This is a genomic window from Arthrobacter sp. GW822-FHT05G07, from assembly GCF_058799755.1.
Window position 1 is genome coordinate 282,075 of sequence record NZ_JBXALT010000006.1, and the last position, 21,276, is coordinate 303,350.

The window sequence follows — 21,276 nt, forward strand, 5'->3', positions numbered from 1 at the left end:
TCCCCATTTTTCCGCAGGGGCGGGAACCGCGAAGGGAACCTCGCAGCGCTGGAGCGGGCCGGATTGCGGTTTATCCGTGCATGAGAACTACTCGACGGTTCCACTGCGGCTAGATGGCCTTGAGGCAGCCTGATACTACTCGACGGCAGCAAGTGTGCACCCTGCAGGAATCCATGCACGTTTGCGGAGGGTTCCCTGTGGCCCGGTCGCAGGCGACCTATTATCCCGAATGAGCAAAGTTTCGCAAAAGCTGCCCAGGATTGCGACACGAATACCAATCCGTTTGTACTACGTTTTCATGGAAGACGTCCCCAAAATTTCCCCGAAAGGGCTCGAAGGAAGATCCCTGGAGCTCCAAAAGTACTGGAATCATGTGAGTCTGCGAACCGGATGGATGCGCGCCTCTGATTGGCTCGTTCCGGAAGTCCAGGCGCTCACCAATATAAAGATCAGGGGCGGCGATCTGCACGCTGCCGTTTCACGACTCGGAGGATCCCGTGCTTACCACGGGGTGGGAATCCGAGAAACGATGCTCGACCTCAGAGCCTTCTGTAATGCCGCCAAAATGGTCCCTGATTACCTCATCATGCTCGCTATCGTGGAGGGGTGGGCCGCCGAAAATGAACGACTCGAACCTCACCGCCACGGGGGGCGGTCGATGGTCGAAGAAGCGGGCGCGGAGGCCGCCGTCCGGCTAGGGCTAGGCAGCACGGGGACGATGTCAGTAGGCGAGCTTTCACGCCGTCTGGGTGGCAATGTTAGTTTTCGCGAGCCTGCTCCCGAATTTAGGACATTCCATCTGACTGCTGCTGGGATCTTGATCGATGAGATTAGGGGAACCTCATATACTCTTGCCGGGAATGCGCCGAACGGTCCTGTGCTCCTTGTGATTGTGACAGGCAGCATCAAGCTGGCGCTGCAGGGGCGTGTGATCACCGTTACGGATGGTGACGTCGTTTTGATTCACAGCGGCAGGTTCTCGTACTCGACGCTTGCGATGTCACGAGTGGTGCGCGTTTCGTTGACGGGAAGCCGCGCTCACGGTCAGGCATCCCGATCGCAGGTTCTCCCACCTAATGCTCCTGTGAAGATGCTCGTCGCAGTAGTGAATGTTTTGATTTCGCTGGCCCGATCGTCTTCAACGCGCGATCTCGCAGATGGGCTCGAGGTGGCTCGGCATACCGCCGGATTGCTTCTTAGGCGCATGCAGGCCAGCTCCGAGGTCTCCGAACTCTTCACGCACGCACTTGAACATATAGCGCGACGTTACCGGGATCCGGCCTTCACAACAGAGACGTTGGCTAAGGAGCTCGGCGTGAGTGAAAGAACCCTTCATCGGGTCTTCGCGGCCAATGGGCTGCCCCCTGGTCGGGCCCTCCGTTTGAGGCGTCTGAATGAGCTCTCCAGGCTCATACGCCGGAGCAGATCAATCTCCCTTGCAGACGCCGCCCTGCAAACAGGATTCTCCACCTACAATTCCGCATCAATCGCGTTCAAGAAGCACTACGGCATATCCATGGGAGAGGCCCGGTCCAGGGCTTTCAATGAATGAACCCGAATTCAGCAAAGACGGCAAAAGGATCCCGAACTATCTGTTCTCAGAGAAAGTACCGCTGCTGGGCTTCGCCGGCCTGCACGATTTCTGGCCCGCCCCCGCGCTGCCCGAGTACGGCCCCGAACGGTGGCTGCGGACCTGCACGGTCCTGACCACAACCGCCCAGGACGCGTTAGGCCGCGTCCACAACCGGTCGCCGGTCATCATTCCGAAAGACCGCTTCGCGGAATGGCTTGACCCTGACCTGACCGACTGGTGGACCTCACCAAGTCCTCATTAAGGCAGTACTCAGGGCCTATTTACTCAGGGTCGACGTACTCAGGGTCGATTTCGGCTGGCTTTGCCCGTACAACATCCTGGACGTCAGTGACATCGGACGGCTCGGGAGCAGGCACGAACAATGCAATGGGTGGTGTAGCGGTACTGCAGTCCAGATCGGGAAGAGTAACCACGCTGCTGATCCGCAGTTGCCCTGCCTCGAGGTGTTCCATCCGGAACATCACGCCGGAGGCACTCATCTCATCCGGCACGTCGCCTGTTTCGGACGCCCAACGCACCACGCAACCGCGAACCTCGGCAGTGCCTGCAGCCGGACCTGGCTTGACCTCCATAGGGAGGAAAGGATCGGGTCCCGGGCGGATGTCCGGGCGTCGTTTCTGTGTGACGTCATTCACGGGATGCCTGGAAAGGCGAACGCGGAGGTCCAGGGCAGTGGTCTCCACCAGTTCGGGCAAGGTGAAGTCCGTAATGTTTTGTGCCACAGCCTGGGCCTCGAGGGATTTGCGGGCTGCAATGACCCAGGGGTCGGCTTCTATGGGCGCACTGGGCGGAGTTCCTTGCCATTCAACCGCCGGGTAAGGGGGCGCGGGTCGCTTTTCCTCGCGGCACGCTGATAGGCCGCCAGCTACGGTGACCAGCAGCAGCGACGCAGCGACAGCTTGGAAATGCCGCGGCCGGGATGTCCGTGCATCGCTCATGATCAACCCCTTGTTTGCGTTTTTGCGCCTATCGAATCTACCACGGGCCCCTCAGAGGGAGGACCAGCACGACGGCGGGTGGCAGCTCGACGGCGGGTGGCAATCCGCGGGGGTGGAATGCCGGCCCGAACCGTAATCGGTCCGGGCCGGCCGTCTGGTTCCAGCAGGGTCAGCGCTGTTCCGCTGGGGTGTGGACCACGCAGATGGTGCCGGCGGGAATGTGTGCTGTTCCGCTGACGTCCTCGCCGGAGATCAGGTTGCGTCCACTCGCCGGGTATTCAGCGTCGGCATCCGTGTGGTTGATCAGGAAGGTGAAAATGCCATCCTCTGAATCGCGTGAAGCAACCTCCAGCCCCGCCGGTGGTTGGACGCCAGGCTCAATTCCTGCCGCCCTCACGGCGTCCAGTACGACGTCGGCGAGGTGGCCGCCGTCGAGCTTTGTGGAAATGTACCAAGCGGTGCCGTCGCCGAATTCGTTCCGCGTAATGGCCGGGCCGGCGGCCGCAGGGCCGTCAACATAGCGGCTCAGCACGTTGGCGGTGTCGGGGTGAATTTCCTCCGACCAAACGGTTCCGGTGGCGCCGTTGCCCATGGTGACGGTTTCGTTCTCACGCAAGGGCAGGAATTCGTGGATCTCCAAACCGAGGACGTCGCGGAGGCCACCGGGGGAGGCGCCTGCTGGGACGGTGTCGTTGGCATCGACGATGCCGGAGAAATAGGACACCATCAGATGTCCGCCGTCGTGGACGTAGCGGCTGATGTTTGCGGCTGCCTTGTCACCCACCAGGTAGAGGGCCGGGGCGAGGACCAGGTCGTAACCGGAGAGGTCGGCTTCGGGGTGGGCGAAGTCCACACTGATCCCGCGGTTCCACAGGACGGAGTAGAAGGATTCGATCCGTTCGCGGTGGTCAAGATCGCTGCTGGGCCGCCATTCAAGATCTTGCGCCCAGAATGATTCCACGTCCCAGAGGATGGCCACGCGAGACTTCACGACGGAGCCCTTCACAGGGGAGAGTTTCCCGAGGTCTTCGCCCAAGTCCATGACCTCGCGCCAGATCCGGGTACCGGTGCCGGCGTGCGGGAGCATGGCGGAGTGAAACTTTTCCGCGCCATAGCGGGATGCGCGGAACTGGAAGAACATGATGGCGTCCGCCCCGCGGGCCAGGTGGGACAGGCTGTTGCGGGCTAATTCGCCCGGCCGTTTGGCGATGTTCCGTCCCTGCCAGTTCACGGCCCCGGTGGAGTGTTCCATCAGCATCCAGGGCCGGTTGCCCGCCAGGGATCGCGTGAGGTCGGCATCCATGGAGAGAAGAACGTGGTTGTCCGTGCGCTGCGCAACCAGGTAGTGGTCGTTCGCAACGATGTCCACTTCCTTGGCCCAGGCCCAGTAGTCAGCTGAAAGGCAGTTGGTGGCCATGAAGTTGGTGGTCACCGGAAGGTGGGGCGTGTACTTTTTGATGACATCGCGCTCGGCAATGAAGCACTGCAGCATGGCGTCCGAGGTGAACCGGCGGAAGTCGAGCCGCTGTGCCTGGTTGCTGACGCTGGCTGAAAGCCTGGGTGCGTCGATCTCATCCCACTCGCCGTACTTCTGCCCCCAGAAAAGGGTGCCCCAGGCCTGGTTCAGGGCGTCCAAGGTGCCATAACGGTGGCGGAGCCAATCGCGGAACGCCAGCACGGACTGCGCGTCGTAGGACTCACTGACCGGTGCGCCGAATTCATTGTGGACGTGCCAAAGAACCAGCGCGGGGTGGGAAGCGTAGCGGCGTGCGAGCTGTTCGGTGATGTTGGTGGCCGCCCGGCGGTATTCCGGCGAGCTGGGGCTGGCCATGCCACGCGATCCGTTGCCCAAGGTGACGCCCTCGCGGGTCACGGGACGCGACTGGGGGTACTTCTTCCAGAACCATGCGGGCGGTGCCGCCGTAGGTGTTCCGAGGTCCACGCTGATGCCGGCATCGGCCAGCAGGTCCATCAAGTCATCAAGCCATTCGAAGTGGTATTCACCTTCGCGTGGTTCGAGCAACACCCAGGAGAAGATGCCGATGCTGACCAAGTTGATCCCGGCGTCTTTCATCAGCGCGATGTCTTCCACCCAGACCTCGCGGGGCCATTGCTCGGGGTTGTAATCCCCGCCGTAGCAAAGGCCGGCCGGTCGCTGTACCCAAGGCGCGGGTGCGCGTTGGGTGGCGGGGGCCTGCAGGACGTCTGTCATCGAATGATCTCCTTAGAACTGTGTGCGCTCCCAGTATTATCACAGCCCTAGTCGCCCTGACTAGATGCTATTTGGTGTTGACATGGATCACACGGCTGTGTCTAACTGGAACCGCTCACAGTCATGCGACCCCAGTTCGGATGAGCGGTGAATCCCAGACAGCACAATTCAGCTTTTCGACAAGGAGGACGAAATGCGCAAGTCATTTCGTGCAGGCGCCGTAGCCATGCTCGCAGCGGCCACAATGCTCGCCGCAGGTTGTTCAGGAGGTTCCACGGCAGGCAGCCAAAGCGCGGCCACCAGCGATCCCAACCAGAAAGTGGAACTGACCTACTGGGCTTGGGCCCCCAACCTGGACAAGGTGGTGGAACTCTGGAATGAGAAAAACCCCAACATCCACGTCACCGTGAACAAGCAGGACGGCGGAGACCCGGCCGTCACCAAGCTGCTCACCGCAATCAAGGCCGGCAGCGGCGCCCCGGACCTGATCCAGGCCGAATACCAGAAGATCCCCACCCTGGTAGCAGCCGATGCGCTCGCCGATCTTTCCGGCACCGTGGCAAACGACACCAAGAGCCACTTCCCCGATGGCGTCTGGAACGATGTGACGCTGGGCGGCGATGCCCTGTACTCCGTGCCGCAGGATACCGGCCCCATGGTGTTCTACTACCGCGCGGACATCTTCGAGAAGCTGGGCATCGCTGTTCCTAAAACCTGGGACGAGTACGCGGCGGCAGCAAAGACCGTTCATGCAGCTGACCCCGAGGCCTACCTGGGAACGTTCTCTTCCAACGACGCCGGATGGTTTACCGGCATGGCCCAGCAGGCCGGAGCCTCCTGGTGGGGTGTCGATGGCGACGCCTGGAACGTGAAGATCGCCGAAGAGCCCACAGAAAAGGTGGCTGAATACTGGGGCGGCCTCGTGGAAGAGGGTGTCATCGACAACAAGCCCATGTACACCCCGGAGTGGAACACGGCACTCAACACCGGCAAGCAGGTTGGCTGGCTCAGCGCGGCCTGGGGCCCGGGCGTTCTGGAGGGCAACGCCGGATCCACAGCCGGCACGTGGAAAGTGGCGCCCATGCCGCAGTGGGACGCATCCAAGCCGTCCACCGGCAACTGGGGTGGATCTTCCACTGCTGTGACCTCGCAGTCCAAGAACCTCGACGCCGCGGCCAAATTCGCCACGTGGCTGAACACCGATCCCGAAGCCGTAAAGGCCCTGGTTGAGGTGGCCGGCATCTACCCGGCAGACAACGAAGGCGCGAAGTCTGCCCTGACCAAGGCTCCCGCATTCTTCTCCAACCAGCCCGATTTCTACGATGTTGTTGGTGAGGCGGCGCAGAACGTGGGCTCCTTCACCTACGGTCCTAACGTCAACGTGGCCTACAACGCCTACAACGATCAGTTCGCCAAGGCTGCACAGTCCAAGCAGAAGAGTGCCTTCCTGGATGCAGTCAGCAACATGCAGCAGGTCACCGTAGATGACCTGAAGAAGACCGGCTTCACGGTCAAGTAACCGCGCCAAGCAGCAGTTCCAAGCAGCGGTTCAGAGTAGCCGATTCAGCGTGGGAGGGTGTCCGCCGGCGAGACGCCTGGCACCCTCCCGCGCACGCTGTCCCACATCGAATCACCACAGTTCGAACCAGAATCACCACACGTCGATCCACCACAAGGAAGTGCACCCGTGGCAATGACCGTAACCAGGCCCGGTCCGGCGGCCGATACTGCAGCCGGAACCCCGAGGAAGTCGAAGAACTTCAAATCCCGGGTGCTCATCCCCTACGCAATGCTCGCGCCGGGCATCATCCTTTTCCTCGTCTTCATGGCAGCGCCCATCATCTACACCTTGGTGCTCAGCTTCCAGAAGAAGAAGGTCAGCGGACTGGGCCTCGGCAAAGGCTCACAGAGCACGGCCTTCGCCGGTTTGGACAACTACGTCAGCTCCCTGACGGACCCGGAATTCCTTGGCAGCGTCCTGCGGGTCCTCACTTACGGGCTCATCCTCATCCCCCTGATGCTCGGCTTTGCCCTGCTGTTTGCACTCCTGCTGGACTCCCGGCGCACACGTGCCGGTAGTTTCTCCCGCACGGCCATCTTCCTGCCGTATGCAGTACCGGCTGTGATCAGCTCGCTCTTGTGGGGCTTCCTTTACCTCCCCGGCGTCAGCCCGTTCCACTTCCTGGCCAGGCAGTTCGGAATGGAACTGCCTTCGCTGCTGGATCCCAACCTGGTGACGTTCGCCATCTGCAATATCGCCCTCTGGGGTGGCGTCGGCTTCAACATGATCGTTATGTACACCTCGCTGAAGGCCGTTCCCAGCGAAATCTACGAGGCCGCCAAGCTGGACGGCTGCTCTGAAATCCAGACGGCCCTGCGCATCAAGATCCCCATCATCGCGCCATCGCTGGTGATGACCGCCCTGTTCTCGATGATCGCCACGCTGCAGGTCTTCGCTGAACCCACCACGCTGCGCCCTCTGGCCAACAGCCTTTCCACGAGCTGGTCCCCGCTGATGCTGGTGTATCGCGATGCCTTCACGCGCAACGATGTCTTTTCCGCGGCTGCCACCAGCATCGTGATTGCCCTGGCAACCTTCATCATTTCGTTCCTGTTCCTGCGCATCGTGCAGAAGCGGGCCTTCGGACAGGAGAACTGACCGTGACTGCCCTCGCCACTTCCCGAAAATCCAACAGAACCAATCCCAAGGCAACCAAGGCGGAGTACGTCAAGGAAAAGCCCAGTTACCTTTCCACCGGAATCCTGATCCTTGGTGCGCTGTACTGCCTGTTCCCCGTGATCTGGGTAGTGGCTGCCGCGAGCAAGGACGGCACTGAGCTGTTCTCCACGTTTACCTTGGCTCCCAGCACTCACCTCTGGGACAACATCGTGGAGCTCACCGAATATCGCGATGGCCTGTTCTGGCGCTGGATGCTCAACACGGCCCTGTACGCGGGCGTCGGAGCCGTCGTGTCCACGTGGGTCTCTGCGCTTTCCGGCTACGTCTTGGCGAAGTTTGATTTCCCGGGCAAGTCCGGTGTCTTCAAGGTCCTGCTCATGGGGGTGCTGGTTCCCGGCGTCATCCTCGCCATCCCGCAATACCTGATGCTGGCCCAAGCCGGCCTCACCAACACCTACTGGTCGGTGCTCTTGCCGCAGATCATCAGCCCGTACGGCATTTACTTGGCGCGGATCTACGCCGCGGCCTCCGTTCCCGGTGATGTCATTGAGGCCGCCCGAACCGAGGGGGCCAGGGAAATGTATATCTTCAACCGCATTGCTGCACCCATGATGTTGCCTGGCCTGGTGACCATTTTCCTGTTCCAGTTCGTGGCCATTTGGAACAACTTCATGCTGCCGTACATCATGCTCGGCGACGACCAATTGTTCCCGGTCACTGTGGGACTTAACGGTCTGTTGAACCAAGGCGCTTCAGCACCCGCCCTGTACACGCTGGTGCTCGCCGGCGCGCTGCTGTCAATCGTGCCGTTGGTGATCATGTTCCTTCTCCTGCAGCGCTATTGGAAGGTGGATCTTGCCGCTGGCGCCGTGAAGGCCTAGCGGTAGGTAGGCTTTGGGTCATGACGCAATCCGCCCCCAGGCCACGGCCCAAAATCGACGATGTGGCCGCAGAAGCCGGCGTATCGCGAGGTACGGTTTCCCGGGTTCTCAACGGTGGCCACTGGGTCAGCCCGTCGGCTCTGGCCGCTGTCAACGCCGCGATCAAGAAGACGGGCTACCGAGTCAACCCGCACGCAAGGAATCTCGCCACCAACCGCGCCAATTCCGTGGCTTTCCTGCTCACTGAGACCCAAGAACGTCTCTTCGAGGACCCCAACTTCGCTGTCCTCATGCGCGGCGCAGCGGACGCTCTGGCTGTGCATGACATCCCGCTGGTCCTGATCATGGCCGGCACCGATGATGAACAACGGCGAGCCACCGACTTCCTCACAGCAGGCCACGTTGATGGTGTCCTCCTCATCTCCTCCCATGGCAGCAGGAAGGGCATCATCGCGGACATCATTTCCGCGGGTGTCCCGGCGATCGCTTGTGGCGCCCCCTTGGGCTTCGAGAAGAAAATGGGTTACGTCGCTGCCGACGATTACGAGGGCGCTCGCGACGTTTTGCGGTACCTTCGCGACGGCGGCCGGCAGCGGATTGCCACCATCGCCGGCCCTGCGGACACCTCCGGCGGTACGCGGCGACTCGAAGCGTACCGGGACGATCAAGGTGCGGATATCGATGAAGAGCTCATTGCCCAGGGTGACTACAGCCGCGACAGCGGGGCCAAAGCGATGCGTGAACTTCTCGGTCGCACCAAGAACATCGATGCCGTTTTCGCTGCGAACGACCTCATGGCACTCGGCGCAATGGATGTTTTGCGCGAAGCCGGTCTGACAATCCCGGGTGATGTCGCCGTCGTCGGCTTTGATGACATCAGTACCTCGCAAGAGGCGGCGCCCCCGCTCACCACCGTCCGGCAGCCGTTCGACCGCATCAGCGAGGAAATGGTGCGGCTGCTCTTGGACGTCATCAGCGGCAAACGCCCCGCCGCCGTCACCATCCCCACCGAACTGGTTATCCGCGAATCGGCGTGATGAAACCGAGCCCCCGCGACGTAGCCGACGGTTTCGCCAGAGCGTGGAATGTGGCTGATCCCGCGGCGCTGGCGGAGCTGTTCGTGGAGGACGCCGACTTTGTGAACGTCGTGGGCATGTGGTGGAACAACCGCAGGCAGATCCGGTTCAACCACGACTATGGTTTCCGGCACATGTTTCCGGACACGGAGATGGTGTTGGAAAAGGTCAAAGTCCGGGAGCTCGGCACCGAGGTGGCCGTTGTCCACGCGAGGTGGTCCATGACCGGCCAGATCACGCCCACCGGCGAGAGATCAGGGCCCAGACGGGGAGTCATCAGCTTCACGGCCGTGCGTCAAAGTGACGGCCGATGGCTCGCGGTCAGCGCCCAGAACACGGACATCGTCCCCGGGAAGCAGACCAATGTTGCCGCAGATGGCCGTCTAACCCCGGAGCCGTACGAGACGCCCGGGCAAGGGCAATAGCCCCAGCGCATAGGCTTGGATCATGCTGAATCTGGTCCTCGGACTTCTCTTTGCGGGGCTCTTCCTTGCCTCGTTCCAGTCGGACCGGCGCCGGCTCCGCAACGGGGTGCTCCTGCTTGTGGCTGCGTGGTTCCTCCTGCAGGCCGTGCTGGACTTGCTCATCGACCTGAACCCGTGGTTCGAATGGTTGAACCTGGTGGTCTTGGTGGTACCGGTGGTGAGCATCTTTGTGTTTGCGGGCTTCCTGATCGCCAACGGCGTCACGATGGTCCGCAGGGAAGGGCCTGGGATCACCAGTTTCTTGCCGTTTGCGGTGGGACTCGCGGTGTTCCTGGCCCCCGTCATCGCGTTCCTTTTCGTGCTGAGCGGGCAGCCGGTGCTGGCGGGCATAGCCGCTCTCGCTTTCTTCCTCTGTTCCTACCTCGGCTGCGCATTCGTGGTTTTTTTGGGCTACGCAGTGGTGTATTCCAAGATGCGTTTCAGCCCTAACCCGGCGGCCGTCATCGTCCTCGGTTCCGGGCTGATTGATGGCAAGGTCCCGCCGTTGCTCGCCGCCCGCTTGAACAAGGCTTTGGAAATTTACGACGGCGGCACCCCGGCCAAGCCCATCTTGGTGCCTTCCGGGGGCCAAGGCCCGGACGAACCCCGGCCGGAGTCCACCGCGATGAAGGACTACCTGGTGGCAAAGGGGGCGGCGGCCAAGGATGTTTTGGAAGAGAACCAGGCCACCACCACCCGAGAGAACCTCGCGTATTCCGTTGCCCTGCTGGCAGACAAAGGCATTCAGGGTCCGCTGCTTGTGTGCACCAACAATTACCACGTGCTCCGCGCCGCGCTCCTATCCCGGCGCCAGAAGATCAATGCCGAGGTTGTGGGTGCTCCCACGGCCAGATACTTTGTGCCCAGCGCCTTCCTCCGGGAGTTCGTGGCCGTGATGAGGGACAACCGCCTGACCAACATCATTCTTTGCCTGCCGATGTTCGGGATTGCCCTGCTCATCACGGTCGCACTGATGAACTCAACGGTGGTTTAGCTTCTCCTAGGATTTGGGGATCCCTGTGGTGAAGGTGTGCGTCCACTCGGTGACGGAACCGTCGGTGAAGACATACCCGGGCAGCCGTTCCGCTGTGACGGTCACAGTGCCTGAAGGCTTCCTGTAGCTTCCGGCGGCGACTTCCTTGCCGTCAATCAGGTACGCAACACCCGGGACGGAGGGGATGGTGTAACCGTCCTGCCCATGACCCGGGCGGTCCGTGAAGGTGACGGGGGCCGGCGTCGTAATTTCGTAGCTCAGCCCGAAGCCCAACGGCAGGAGGACACCGCTGGCGTCGGCCTTCGGCACGTTGACCGGCAGCTTGCCGCTGGGGTTGACCGCACCTGAGATGGCACGGACAGCACCGTGGAAATTGACCTCTTTGACTCCATAACTGTTAAGTACGGCGTCGGCGCCGGGGAAGACGTTGATGTCGTAGGGATTGCGGGTTGCCACAACGATCACCGGTGTGCCGGTGGCGGCGAGTTCCGCGACCATCTGTTGCTGCGCAGCATTGCTGGTTGCGTTGTAGGAAGCGAAGACCACGGCATCGACGTTGCCGGCGGCAGCCACCGCACGTGCGCGGTAGGCCGCGGAGGGCGAGGCCCCATCCTCGTAGTCTTCGGTGACCGTGAATCCCTGATCCTTGAGCATTGGTCCCGCGAGCTCGGGCCACGCTGAACCGGCACCCACCATGAGCACCGAGCTGCCCGAAGCGAGCGGCAAGACTCCGTTCTCATTGCGTACCAAGGTGACGGCGCGGTCGGAGATCAGCTTTGCCGTGGCCAGGTTCTCTGCGCTTCCCACCAGGGTGTCCACCGCGGCGGGGTCTGCCATAGGCTGCTCGAAGACCCCACGCTTGACCTTCCATTCAATGATCCGTCGGACGGACTCATCCAGGCGGGTCTCGGTGATCTCGCCGGATTCGACGGCGGCGCGAACCCCGGCGAACGACGCGTCCACGTCCGGGGAGTTGAGGAGGATGTCAGATCCGGCCTGGATCGCTTTGACGGCGATTTCTTCCTGGGGCCACTCGGCGGCCATTGCGGCCATATCCAAGGCATCAGTTGTCACCAACCCCTTGAAGCCCATCTCATCGCGAAGCAAACCGGTGAGTACCTTGTGGGACAGGGTGCCGGGCATTTCCGCGTCGATGGCCTCAACAATGATGTGGGCCGTCATGACCATGTCCACCCCGCCGTCAATGGCAGCTTTGAAGGGTTTCAGGTGCTCATTGAGTGTTGCGCGATCGTAGGTGACGGTGGGCAGTCCGTAGTGGGAATCCACTGAGGTGTCGCCGTGGCCGGGGAAGTGCTTGGCGGCCGCGCCTACGTTGTGCGCTTGAATGCCTTCGATCTGGGCAACACCGAGGGCACTGACCAGGGCCGGGTCCTCGCCCATGGATCGGATTCCGATGACCGGGTTGTCAGGGTTGGAGTTCAGGTCAAGGACCGGCGCGAAATCAACGTTGATACCCATGGCGCGCATTTCGGAGCCAAGGATTTCACCTTGTGCTTTGGCAAGATTCGCATCCGCGGTGGCGCCGAGGGCCATGTTGCCCGGGAGGACTGTGGCGGGCGGCCCAATGCGGGCAACCAAACCGCCTTCCTGGTCGATGGTGACTGCCAGTGGAATGCCGTTCCCGTCCTCTCGCAAGGCCGTTTGCTGCAAGCCGTTGGAAAGGCCCGCAACCTGCTGCGGGTTGTTGGTGTTGCCGGACCATGCAAAGTAGAGAACGCCGCCAAGGTTGTACTTTTCCACCACCTCGGCGGGTGTATTGACGCCGTACCGTTCTTGATTCTTTGCTGCCATGGAGGCGTCGTCCGCCGATGAACCGTAAACGTGAGTCCACGTCATCTGGCCGATCTTTTCGTCCAGCGTCATGCCGGCAATCATCGCCTCGATGTCAGGCGAGGCGGAGACCGTCGTCGTAGTTCCCGCGGTGGTGGGTGGGGCTGCGACTGCCGTGCCCGCCGCGGTGATGACCCCCGCGCCCGTCATGAGCAGCGCCGTGGCGGCCGCCGTCATGAGTGATGTTCGTTGTCTTTGCATGTGAATCCCAATCCCATCGTCCTTGTTGTGGTTGAGGTCTGCGCGACTAGCGCTTGCCGTTGTAGAGGAGATACGCGCGGGTCTCGCGCACGAACTGGTCCAGTTCGGAGCGCCAGCTGTCCATGATGGTCTTGGCGTCAGCACCGGCGTCGAGCTGTTCAGCAAACCTGGCCGAGCCGCTTAGCAGGCCCATCCAGCGGCCGCCGTCGCCGCGCCAACCGAAGCCGGGGTATAGGCGCTTGGCTTCGACCAACATGTGGGTGCCCACTTCCAGGGCTTCGACGCGGGTGGGATCGGTGATGTGAACCTGCACGCCACCACAGATGATGCCTTGGTTCTTGGAAAGAGTCGGCTGGAAGTATGCCTCCCGGAACGTGACGCCTGCCAAGCCCTTGCTGTTCAGTGCCTCGGCCCAGCGGTAGTCCACGTAGGGCGCGCCGATGAGTTCGAAGGGCCGGGTTGTGCCGCGCCCTTCCGACATGTTGGTGGCCTCGAAGAGGGCCGTGCCGGGGTACAGGGTGGCCGTTTCCGGTGTTGGCATGTTGGGGCTCGGCAGGATCCAGGCCGCCCGGTTGTCCGGTCCGGTCATGTCGCGGCGCCATCCCTGGACCTCCACCACGTGAAGGTCCTGGATGGGTGTGAGTCCGGCGGCCGGAAGATGAACCGCATTGAAGTATTTGGCGAGCTCGCCCACCGTCATCCCATGCTGGAGCGCAATGCCCAACTGGCCAACGCCGGATTCGAACCCCTTTTGCAGGACCGGTCCGCGGGCTTGGCCGCCGATGGGGTTCGGACGGTCGAGGACAACAAACGTGGCTCCTGTCTTCGACGCCGCCTGCATGGCACCCCACATGGTCCAGATGTAGGTGTAGAAGCGTGCCCCGACGTCCTGGATGTCGAAGCAGATGGTGTCCACCCCCGACGCTTCGAAGAAGCCCACATAATCGGCAACGTTGGCGCCGTAGGAGTCGTAAACCGTGATGCCGGTCCGCGGGTCCACGGAGGTTCCTTCGCTGGCGCCGTCCTGCGCGGTCCCTCGGAAACCGTGCTCGGGACCGAAGACTGCTCCGACGTCCACGCCTTTGTCCGCCATGTCATCCACGATCGAGCGGAAGTTCGCCAACACGCCGGTGGGGTTGGTGATGACTCCCACCTTGCGTCCCGCGAAAATGCTCCAGTTTGTCGCGGCGGCAACGTCGGCGCCACTGACTGGAGCGCCCGGTTTCCCCGGCCGATTCTGCGCGCTGGGGTTGGTGCTGGCAGCTGCGCCGGGAGCAAAAGGCGCGACGACGGCGGCAGCTGCCGCCAGCCCGGATGCATGGAGCAGTTTTCTACGGTCCAGTGCCATGAAGAAGCCTTTCGAGGGGAGCGAGTGACATGACAAAATTTGTGATTTTCCTTACATCGACCGTATTCGCTTGCCTGCATTGCGTCAATGACTTACCTTCTCAGCGCCGCTTGTGTAACTTAATGACAAGACTCGGGCGGTGACTTGGGTCGGGGCAGTGCCCCGGCCTGGGTTCGACCCATCGAAAGGAAACCATGGTGGAAGCGCCGGACAATGCACAGTTGTCCCGCACAGTTCTGGTGCGGATTCGCTCTGTCCTGCCGGCACTGCGCCCCTCGGAACGGGCCGTGGCTGAGCTGGTCCTGGCTGACCCGTCCAGGGCAGCAGCCATGTCCATCGGTGACCTGGCTGAGGAGTGTGGAACATCCACTACTTCTGTGGTCCGGTTCTACAAGAAGGTGGGCTACGGCGGCTACTCCGCTCTGCGCCTGGACTTAGCCCGCGAAACTGCGCGGGAGAGTGTGGCCCATGGCGTGCCTGCCGCGGTCTATGAAGACATCAACACTGCAGACTCGCTGCAGGACATCGTCTCCAAAATTGCCTTCAACGAAACCATGTCCATCGCCGATACCGCCCAAGTGCTGGACGTGGAACAGCTGGCCCGGGCGGTAAGCGCGGTGTCCAGTTCCCGGAAGACCGACATCTTCGGCGTGGGAGCGGGCGGGTTGGTGGGCCAGGACATGCAGCAGAAATTGCACCGGATAGGCCTAACCTCGTTCAGTTGGGGGGACCCGCATGCCGCCCTGGCTTCCGCGGCCCTCCTCGATGCCGACGGCGTTGCTATCGCCATCTCTCACTCGGGAGCCACCCTGGACACCATCGATTTCCTGAAGGCGGGCAAAGCGGCCGGAGCCGTCACCATCGCCATCACCAACCATGTTGACTCGCCATTGGGCAGGGCGGCCGACATTGTGTTGAGTACGGCCGCCCGCGAGACTCCTTTCCGGCCGGGGGCAATGGGTAGCCGGATAGCGCAGATGATGATCGTTGACTGCCTCTTTGTGGGAGTCGCCCAGCATTCATACGACTCATCAATTGCTGCACTCCAGAAGACGCACGCAGCTGTGCGGGGCAGGAAGCTGCCGCGAGCAAACCCGTAGGCCCTAGCAGCCCGGTATGACAACCCGGGAAAGCGCGTCCGGGATAGGGTCGGTCCATGTTCACGTTTGTTGCCCCTGATAAGTCCTTTTACCACTCGTTCCTCGAGTCCCACCAAGAGTGGGCAGGCGCCCATCAGGACGGTGCCGCCGTCTTCATGGCTGACGACGTCACCACCCCGGAGGGGTTTGAGGAATGGGTTGCCAGGCTGCTGGACGCTGAAAACACCCCGGAGAAGGACGGCATGGTTCCGTGTACTTTTCGCTGGATCACTGAGCACTCGCGCTATGTAGGCTCCATCGCATTTCGTCACCACCTGACCCCGGCCCTCCTTAACTCGGGTGGCCATATCGGCTACGGGGTACGACCGTCCGACCGTGGAAGGGGAGCGGCTACTTGGGCTCTCCGGGAACTCTGTGCCCGCTTGTCCGCCCGGGCACAGCCGAATGGCATTCTGCCGGATCGCGTTCTGCTGACGTGCGATGACAGCAACGCAGCGTCCGCAAGGACCATCGAGCGGTGTGGAGGGGTGCTCGAGGATGTGCGGACGGACGAGGATGGGCAGCTTTTTCGACGCTATTGGATTGACCTGGGAGCGCCCGCCTAGGCCCGTTCACGTTCCCGTCACCAAGCCTTGTTAGGCTGCCGCGCACTACCCGCAGACCGGGCAGGCTCACAGACCAGGAGGACCGCATGACGGAGGCAACCCCATCGAGCCCAACAGGCACATCACTGGACGATTGGTGGGTCAGGGACAACCTGCGGGAAACCATCGACCACCTTGTTGAATTGGGTTACACCATCAGCGGCGGCCAGGGCGAAGACCCGGACCTCATCGACCCCGGTGGATCAGCGGTGGAGACGTGGAACGAGGACTATCCCTACCAGCAGCGGATGACCCGCGATGAGTACGAGATCGAGAAGTACCGCCTGCAGATCGAACTGTTGAAGTTCCAGTACTGGGGCCAGGACCTTGGGCTCAAGCACGTCATCGTTTTCGAGGGACGTGACGCCGCCGGCAAAGGCGGCACCATCAAGCGTTTCACTGAGCATCTGGATCCACGCTCCGCCCGGACCGTTGCGCTCGCCAAGCCTTCTGACCGCGAGCAAGGCCAGTGGTACTTCCAGCGCTACATCCAGCACCTTCCCACCGCAGGTGAGATCGTCATGTTCGACCGCTCCTGGTACAACCGCGCCAACGTGGAACGCGTCATGGGGTTCTGCACTGACGACGAATATGACACCTTCATGGGTCAGGCCCCGGTCTTCGAAAAGATGCTGGTGGACGCCGGCATCCACGTCACCAAGTTCTGGTTCTCCGTGACACGGCAGGAGCAGCGCACACGCTTCGCCATCCGCCAGATCGACCCCGTCCGCCGCTGGAAGCTCTCGCCCATGGACCTGGCGTCGCTGGATCGCTGGGACGAGTACACGGACGCCAAGGAACGGACGTTCCTGCACACGGACTCCGACCACGCGCCGTGGATCACCATCAAGTCCAACGACAAGAAGCGCGCGCGCATCAATGCCATGCGCTACTTCCTCAACCAGTTCGACTATGAGGACAAGGACACCTCGGTTGTCTACGACGCCGATCCGCTCATCCTCCGCCGCGGCCGCGACGCCGTAGGCGACTAACACCAAAGCTCGACGTCGGCACTCACCTAAAGTGCCGACGTCGTGCTTTCCGCGTTTCTTCGAAACCTTGTTACATTCGTTGGCCAGCCGGACATTAACTGACTATGCCGGGCGCTTACTAAATATCCACGCTACGACGTGAGGCGGCTTGGTGGTGCCTGTACAAAGTGGCGCGACTCCACCCCACTAGACGGGCCGCTTCCATGGCTGTTCGGCCTTCCGCCCTGGCCGCGTTTGCGGTCGCCAGCTTGCCAGTGGTCGCTGCCGCAGCCACTTCTGACCGCCGTGTGGTTGCTGACAGCTGTAGACCCAGGCGAGCCAGTGCGGCCTCTATCTCCTTGAGCCCACCCCTTCCGAGTCCTTGCACCTCAAACCGAAGGTCTTCGGCGGACCAAGTAATCAACTCTTCAATGGTTGAGATACCGCGCCGACGAAGGCTGGTCATGGGCCTTGCGGGCAGCCCAAGCTCGGTCAAGACCTCGGTGCTGCCCAGTTCTCCGTTGTGATCGGGAATTGGGTTGTTGTTCGGCGACTGCATTTATGACTTTCTGGCAAGGGACGGACATTTCGCCGTTCCTGTCGAGCACGGCTGACGGCATGGAAGGCACGGATTAAGTGCCGTGCAAGCCCAAAATATGCCGGACTTTCGGAGTGACATTTGTCACGAAAGACACGAACCTCAGCGGTCAGGAGCTCCTGTGGGCCAAAGCCGGGCTCCGCGCTTCTCTCATTCCCCACCTAATCGTGTGAGTTACCGGGAGCCGCGTCATAAAAGGCCGCGATCGTCCTCTTACTAAGAGTGCCTTGGTTTCAACCGGGGCGCTCTGGTCAGATTGCCGAGCCCTGCCGCTGACCGGAATCCAATCGCTTTTCAGCTGGCAGGGACGGGGGAACCACATTCCCACGGCCCTCTTTGACGGCCTTGGTAGTTGGTATCACGCTCACCCCCGCAGGCACTGGAGAGGCTAGAGACATGTCGAAGAATTCGGTTAATGCCCGCCATCGGGCTACCCCTGGACGCTCAATTGTGCTGGAGGGATTGGCCGTCACGGCGATATCCCAAGCACGGGTGCTGGGACGTCCGGCACTCGTAGCGGTCGCTGTTTCGGGCCTTGTCACTGGGGTCGGGGCACCGGCCCAGGCAGGTGTTTATGGTGCTGATAATCAGGAGACAACCATCACAGGGCAGGCGTACACCAGCGCGGCAGCGGCGCTGCCCGCCGAGAATATCCACACCGTGGCTTCCGGTGACACGCTCGGGATGATTGCTGCAGCGTACGGCGTGAGCTTGAACGATGTCCTCTCTACAAACGGGTTATCCGTTTCGTCGATCATCTTTCCCGGTGACCAGCTACGGATCCCCGCAGCGGGATACGCGGCTGCAGCAGAGTCAGCCACCACATCAGCCACCTCTGCAGCCGCTCCGAGCCAGGAAATCTCTCTGACCTCGGACTCCGCCCCCGTGACTGCCGGTTCCGTCGGCACGAATCTGCTGGCCTCGGCCAACTCTCAGCTGGGCCTGCAGCAGGACTGCACCGCGATGGTGGAGAAAGCACTGCGCTCGGCTGGTAAGAGAGTTGGTGACCTCGCCCCGACGCAGTTCTTCCAGTACGGAACGGTCGTGAGCACACCAGCACCCGGTGACCTGGTCATCACAGCCGGACACGTAGGCATCTACGCTGGCAACGGCCAGGTAGTAAGTGGCGGTGTGAATGGTTACACCACCGCAGTCCACTCCCTCAGCTGGCTTCCAGGTGCGTCCTTCGTGCGCGTCGCGTAGGTCTGCAGTCTGGCCATTGCGCCTGCGAGCCGCGAATTAGCCCGACGTCGGCACTCACCGTGAGTGCCGACGTCGTGCTTTCTATTCGGTGACCTCGTCCTCCACTACCGGGTCCTTCAAGAGAAGCGCCGTGCCTTGGAAAGCGGGCAACTCGAGGAAGAAGCTGTGGAGGTCATCCACTTGGCTGACGTCCTCGCCGGAGAATAGATCATGGACGGTGGCGCCCGGGACAAGGTGTGAGGACTGGATGCTGCCGGCAATGTCCTGGTCCGAGAAGTTCAGGACAGTGACCTGCAGTGCTCCGTCGGCGAGTTGGTTCACCAGCACCAACAGCCCGCGGTGGGAAACGTCGGGCACATCCAGAAGCGTGCTGGTGGCGATCCCCGACTCTTCCCGTACCGTGAGGATCTGCTGGAGGCGCCGGGCATAGGAGTTTGGGTCCTTCAGCTGATCGGGCAGCGGACCGTAGAGGCTCCGGGCACGGGGCATTCCCGCCAAAGAGAACTTCGCGTCCGGGCTGGTCCCCATGAGATCGTGTGCGCCACGGTTGATCCAACGGGTGTCACCCTGCGACGTGAGCTCCCGGACCGTCTCCCGATCCAGTGCTGTGATGCCCGTGAGGTCCCAACCGGAAAGCGCGAAGACGCCGGGCTGCAATGCGTTGTACATGGACAACAGCACGTGGGCGTCAAGCACCTGGGCTTCCTGCTCCTCGGTGATGGCATCCTGATCGTTGATGCCCAGGGCCGCCATGATGAAACTGACCGTGGTGCAGGCAATGCCGTTGGTGGTGAAGACCGCGTTATAGGGCCCGTTCTCACCTGTGAGCCGTTCCCGCATGGTGTTCTGGACCTTCTCGGCCACCTCTGCGCCCGTGAGTTCCTCGCCGGCAAGTTCAAAGACATCGTCCCTGTGGCCCGCAGCGAAGTGGAGCAGCTCATAGGTCAGTTCATCGTGATTCTGGAGGGCATGCACCAACGACGCCTGATCCACGCCGATCTCCATGGAAAGCCGCAAGGTAAGGCGCAGGAACTCTGTGTCTCCTATAACCAGGGCGTAGTGGTAGGCGGGCCTGGTGATGAAGTCGTAGGAGAGGTCCGGGCCGGACTCGGACTGGGTCTTGATGTCATCGATGGTGAGGTTGAGCTCTTGAAAGGAGAATCCGCCCACCTTGCGGATCATGGAACCAATCAGCTGGTTGGCGGCCTCGGACAACGGGTGGCCCTCGGACCAGCCGGGTTCTTCCTCAGCACTCTTCTCGACCCCCAGGAAGCCATTGGCATCCAACCGGAGCGCTCCGGTCCCGAGGTCCAGCAATGAGTGCAGGGCGTCGCCCACCACCAGGCGCATGCCGGCGAAGGTTGGGTCCAGCCAGTTGATGGAAGGCTGGCCGGCCTTGAAGTAGTGCAGATAAACCCAACGCCGGGTTTTGCCCGTGGTGTCAATGATGGGCTTGGTGGCGCTCCAGTTGGTTTCCTTGACGCCGGGTTCGTAGAAGATGACCCGTTGCAGGCGTCCGATGATGTACCCGGCCTTTTGCAGGGCCTCTTCAGCCGCCGGGCTGATGTTCACCGAGTCTTCGCCCTCCGGGACATCAGGCAGCAGGTGCCAGTCCTCTTCGGGGATGTCCACCATGTGATAAATGCCGGGGTAGTCCCGGAAGTTCATTTCAGCAAGACGGAAGTCCGCTCCCTTGCCGGTGTGCCCCGGGACGATGTCATCAATGACGGTGCCGCCATGCTCATTGGCCACCTCGCACATCTGGCGGAACTCTTCCTCGGTGCCGAAGGCAGGGTCGATCGCCATGCTGATCCGATCAAAGTGGCCGTCCACACTGGGTGTCTGCGACCAGCCACGGATGCCACCGGCGAGCTTGACCGGCCCGGTGTGGAGCCCGCGGATGCCAATCTGGCTGAACGCATCCCAGAGTGCAGGATCGCCCAACGCTGAAAGGAAGGACTGGCCGTCCTTGGTGATGAAGGACAGCGGGTAGGCGGTGAACCAGACGGGTGCGCGCTCCACAGCTGAGCGCGGGTTGGGCCTGGCGTAAGAGTTCTGCCACATGCTGGCCTGCCCGGACAATTGCCGGGCCATGGTGTTGGCGTCACCCAGCATGGATTGGTTCCTGAGCCAGTCCACATAGGTGGAGTTCAGGCCATCGAATTCCAGTGAGGGCCGGGCTGCGAAGAACTGCCGCCTCCGGGCGATCGGCCGCAAAGCCTTGGGCCGGGCCGGGTAGAACTGTTCATCAAACGTGATTTCCGCCGGTTCGCTTGCGGTTTCATCGGGCGTTTCCTGTGGCGTCTCCTCCGGATTTTCCTCTGGAGTTTCGCTGATTTCTGACACGCTCTCGTTGACTGCAGGCTCCCGCACAGTTTTCTCCTTTACGTGGTCGCCGCGTCAACGCCGACCGTCCGAGGGGGTCGTTCAAGAGGTCACGTACCCGGGCTTACCCGGACTATTCATGCTAGTCGGGGGAGCAGGCCGTTTGTCTAACCCGGGAACAAGTAAGTCTCGTTAT

17 protein-coding genes and 2 pseudogenes are annotated in these 21,276 nt (G+C 61.8%); 12 read left to right on the forward strand and 7 right to left on the reverse strand.

The features are described 5' to 3' along the window. Nucleotides 1-229: 229 nt before the first annotated feature. On the forward strand, nt 230-1,552 hold the full coding sequence (locus AC1RJY_RS12410) for an AraC family transcriptional regulator (RefSeq protein ID WP_498602396.1): 1,323 nt from the start codon (nt 230-232) through the stop codon (nt 1,550-1,552). Then, a complete protein-coding gene (locus tag AC1RJY_RS12415) occupies nt 1,545-1,835 on the forward strand; it encodes an SOS response-associated peptidase family protein (protein WP_498602397.1) in 291 nt (96 codons plus the stop codon). The genes AC1RJY_RS12410 and AC1RJY_RS12415 overlap by 8 nt, the downstream gene beginning before the upstream one ends. Before the next feature lie 19 nt (nt 1,836-1,854). Here the strand turns inward: AC1RJY_RS12415 and AC1RJY_RS12420 are convergent, their stop codons facing one another. Further along, nucleotides 1,855-2,532, reverse strand: a complete 678-nt coding sequence (locus AC1RJY_RS12420) for a hypothetical protein (protein ID WP_011776675.1) — start codon at nt 2,530-2,532, stop codon at nt 1,855-1,857. Between the two features lie 169 nt (nt 2,533-2,701). Continuing rightward, complete coding sequence (locus AC1RJY_RS12425) at nt 2,702-4,744, reverse strand: beta-galactosidase (protein WP_498602398.1); 2,043 nt, start codon at nt 4,742-4,744, stop codon at nt 2,702-2,704. Between the two features lie 193 nt (nt 4,745-4,937). Here AC1RJY_RS12425 and AC1RJY_RS12430 point away from each other — a divergent pair, with 193 nt between their 5' ends. From AC1RJY_RS12430 to AC1RJY_RS12455, 6 genes are all read left to right on the forward strand, one after another. Beyond that, a complete protein-coding gene (locus tag AC1RJY_RS12430) occupies nt 4,938-6,263 on the forward strand; it encodes an ABC transporter substrate-binding protein (RefSeq protein ID WP_498602399.1) in 1,326 nt (441 codons plus the stop codon). A gap of 174 nt (nt 6,264-6,437) precedes the next feature. Beyond that, nucleotides 6,438-7,403, forward strand: a complete 966-nt coding sequence (locus AC1RJY_RS12435) for a carbohydrate ABC transporter permease (RefSeq protein ID WP_498602433.1) — start codon at nt 6,438-6,440, stop codon at nt 7,401-7,403. Between the two features lie 2 nt (nt 7,404-7,405). Next, nucleotides 7,406-8,305 (forward strand): carbohydrate ABC transporter permease, encoded by a 900-nt coding sequence (locus tag AC1RJY_RS12440; RefSeq protein WP_210065354.1) that lies wholly within the window; start codon nt 7,406-7,408, stop codon nt 8,303-8,305. Between the two features lie 20 nt (nt 8,306-8,325). Further along, a complete protein-coding gene (locus AC1RJY_RS12445; protein ID WP_011776670.1) occupies nt 8,326-9,342 on the forward strand; it encodes a LacI family DNA-binding transcriptional regulator in 1,017 nt (338 codons plus the stop codon). Further along, on the forward strand, nt 9,342-9,806 hold the full coding sequence (locus AC1RJY_RS12450; protein ID WP_498602400.1) for an SgcJ/EcaC family oxidoreductase: 465 nt from the start codon (nt 9,342-9,344) through the stop codon (nt 9,804-9,806). Before AC1RJY_RS12445 ends, AC1RJY_RS12450 begins: the two co-directional genes overlap by 1 nt. Nucleotides 9,807-9,828: 22 nt before the next feature. Next, nucleotides 9,829-10,839, forward strand: coding sequence for a YdcF family protein (locus tag AC1RJY_RS12455; protein WP_498602401.1), 1,011 nt, complete (start codon nt 9,829-9,831; stop codon nt 10,837-10,839). A 6-nt stretch (nt 10,840-10,845) separates the two neighbouring features. On the opposite strand, the gene AC1RJY_RS12460 is transcribed toward AC1RJY_RS12455, so the two are convergent. Both AC1RJY_RS12460 and AC1RJY_RS12465 read right to left on the reverse strand, forming a co-directional pair. Beyond that, nucleotides 10,846-12,891, reverse strand: a complete 2,046-nt coding sequence (locus tag AC1RJY_RS12460) for a glycoside hydrolase family 3 protein (RefSeq protein ID WP_498602402.1) — start codon at nt 12,889-12,891, stop codon at nt 10,846-10,848. Nucleotides 12,892-12,937: 46 nt separating this feature from the next. Further along, nucleotides 12,938-14,239: an exo-beta-N-acetylmuramidase NamZ family protein gene (locus AC1RJY_RS12465; protein WP_498602403.1), complete on the reverse strand. Its 1,302-nt coding sequence runs from the start codon at nt 14,237-14,239 to the stop codon at nt 12,938-12,940. Nucleotides 14,240-14,433: 194 nt separating this feature from the next. On the opposite strand from AC1RJY_RS12465, the gene AC1RJY_RS12470 reads away from it, so the two are divergent. The 3 genes from AC1RJY_RS12470 (at nt 14,434) to ppk2 (ending at nt 16,975) form a co-directional block, all read left to right on the forward strand. Beyond that, nucleotides 14,434-15,339, forward strand: a complete 906-nt coding sequence (locus AC1RJY_RS12470; RefSeq protein ID WP_498602404.1) for a MurR/RpiR family transcriptional regulator — start codon at nt 14,434-14,436, stop codon at nt 15,337-15,339. Between the two features lie 56 nt (nt 15,340-15,395). Next, nucleotides 15,396-15,944, forward strand: coding sequence for a GNAT family N-acetyltransferase (locus tag AC1RJY_RS12475; RefSeq protein ID WP_498602405.1), 549 nt, complete (start codon nt 15,396-15,398; stop codon nt 15,942-15,944). Nucleotides 15,945-16,030: 86 nt separating this feature from the next. After that, nucleotides 16,031-16,975 carry a polyphosphate kinase 2 gene (gene ppk2, locus AC1RJY_RS12480; protein WP_014923250.1) on the forward strand — a complete coding sequence of 315 codons (945 nt, stop codon included), beginning with the start codon at nt 16,031-16,033 and terminating at the stop codon, nt 16,973-16,975. A gap of 118 nt (nt 16,976-17,093) precedes the next feature. Here the strand turns inward: ppk2 and AC1RJY_RS12485 are convergent. Continuing rightward, a pseudogene (locus tag AC1RJY_RS12485) lies at nt 17,094-17,225 on the reverse strand (recombinase family protein); the annotation flags it as partial. A 78-nt stretch (nt 17,226-17,303) separates the two neighbouring features. Then, nucleotides 17,304-17,513, reverse strand: a pseudogene (locus tag AC1RJY_RS12490) (DNA-directed RNA polymerase subunit alpha C-terminal domain-containing protein); the annotation flags it as partial. A gap of 435 nt (nt 17,514-17,948) precedes the next feature. Here AC1RJY_RS12490 and AC1RJY_RS12495 point away from each other — a divergent pair. Next, nucleotides 17,949-18,755 carry a C40 family peptidase gene (locus AC1RJY_RS12495; protein ID WP_498602406.1) on the forward strand — a complete coding sequence of 269 codons (807 nt, stop codon included), beginning with the start codon at nt 17,949-17,951 and terminating at the stop codon, nt 18,753-18,755. An 81-nt stretch (nt 18,756-18,836) separates the two neighbouring features. Here AC1RJY_RS12495 and treS read toward each other — a convergent pair whose 3' ends face one another. Beyond that, a complete protein-coding gene (treS, locus tag AC1RJY_RS12500; protein WP_043806441.1) occupies nt 18,837-21,128 on the reverse strand; it encodes a maltose alpha-D-glucosyltransferase in 2,292 nt (763 codons plus the stop codon). Nucleotides 21,129-21,276 lie beyond the last annotated feature (148 nt).

Excerpts from the sequence above, each read along its gene's own strand:
- AC1RJY_RS12410 (WP_498602396.1), top strand. The coding sequence starts at position 230 with ATGAGCAAAGTTTCGCAAAAGCTGCCCAGGATTGCGACACGAATACCA.
- AC1RJY_RS12415 (WP_498602397.1), top strand. The coding sequence starts at position 1,545 with ATGAATGAACCCGAATTCAGCAAAGACGGCAAAAGGATCCCGAACTAT.
- AC1RJY_RS12420 (WP_011776675.1), bottom strand. The coding sequence starts at position 2,532 with ATGAGCGATGCACGGACATCCCGGCCGCGGCATTTCCAAGCTGTCGCT.
- AC1RJY_RS12425 (WP_498602398.1), bottom strand. The coding sequence starts at position 4,744 with ATGACAGACGTCCTGCAGGCCCCCGCCACCCAACGCGCACCCGCGCCT.
- AC1RJY_RS12430 (WP_498602399.1), top strand. The coding sequence starts at position 4,938 with ATGCGCAAGTCATTTCGTGCAGGCGCCGTAGCCATGCTCGCAGCGGCC.
- AC1RJY_RS12435 (WP_498602433.1), top strand. The coding sequence starts at position 6,438 with ATGACCGTAACCAGGCCCGGTCCGGCGGCCGATACTGCAGCCGGAACC.
- AC1RJY_RS12445 (WP_011776670.1), top strand. The coding sequence starts at position 8,326 with ATGACGCAATCCGCCCCCAGGCCACGGCCCAAAATCGACGATGTGGCC.
- AC1RJY_RS12450 (WP_498602400.1), top strand. The coding sequence starts at position 9,342 with ATGAAACCGAGCCCCCGCGACGTAGCCGACGGTTTCGCCAGAGCGTGG.
- AC1RJY_RS12455 (WP_498602401.1), top strand. The coding sequence starts at position 9,829 with ATGCTGAATCTGGTCCTCGGACTTCTCTTTGCGGGGCTCTTCCTTGCC.
- AC1RJY_RS12460 (WP_498602402.1), bottom strand. The coding sequence starts at position 12,891 with ATGCAAAGACAACGAACATCACTCATGACGGCGGCCGCCACGGCGCTG.
- AC1RJY_RS12465 (WP_498602403.1), bottom strand. The coding sequence starts at position 14,239 with ATGGCACTGGACCGTAGAAAACTGCTCCATGCATCCGGGCTGGCGGCA.
- AC1RJY_RS12470 (WP_498602404.1), top strand. The coding sequence starts at position 14,434 with ATGGTGGAAGCGCCGGACAATGCACAGTTGTCCCGCACAGTTCTGGTG.
- AC1RJY_RS12475 (WP_498602405.1), top strand. The coding sequence starts at position 15,396 with ATGTTCACGTTTGTTGCCCCTGATAAGTCCTTTTACCACTCGTTCCTC.
- ppk2 (WP_014923250.1), top strand. The coding sequence starts at position 16,031 with ATGACGGAGGCAACCCCATCGAGCCCAACAGGCACATCACTGGACGAT.
- AC1RJY_RS12495 (WP_498602406.1), top strand. The coding sequence starts at position 17,949 with ATGTCGAAGAATTCGGTTAATGCCCGCCATCGGGCTACCCCTGGACGC.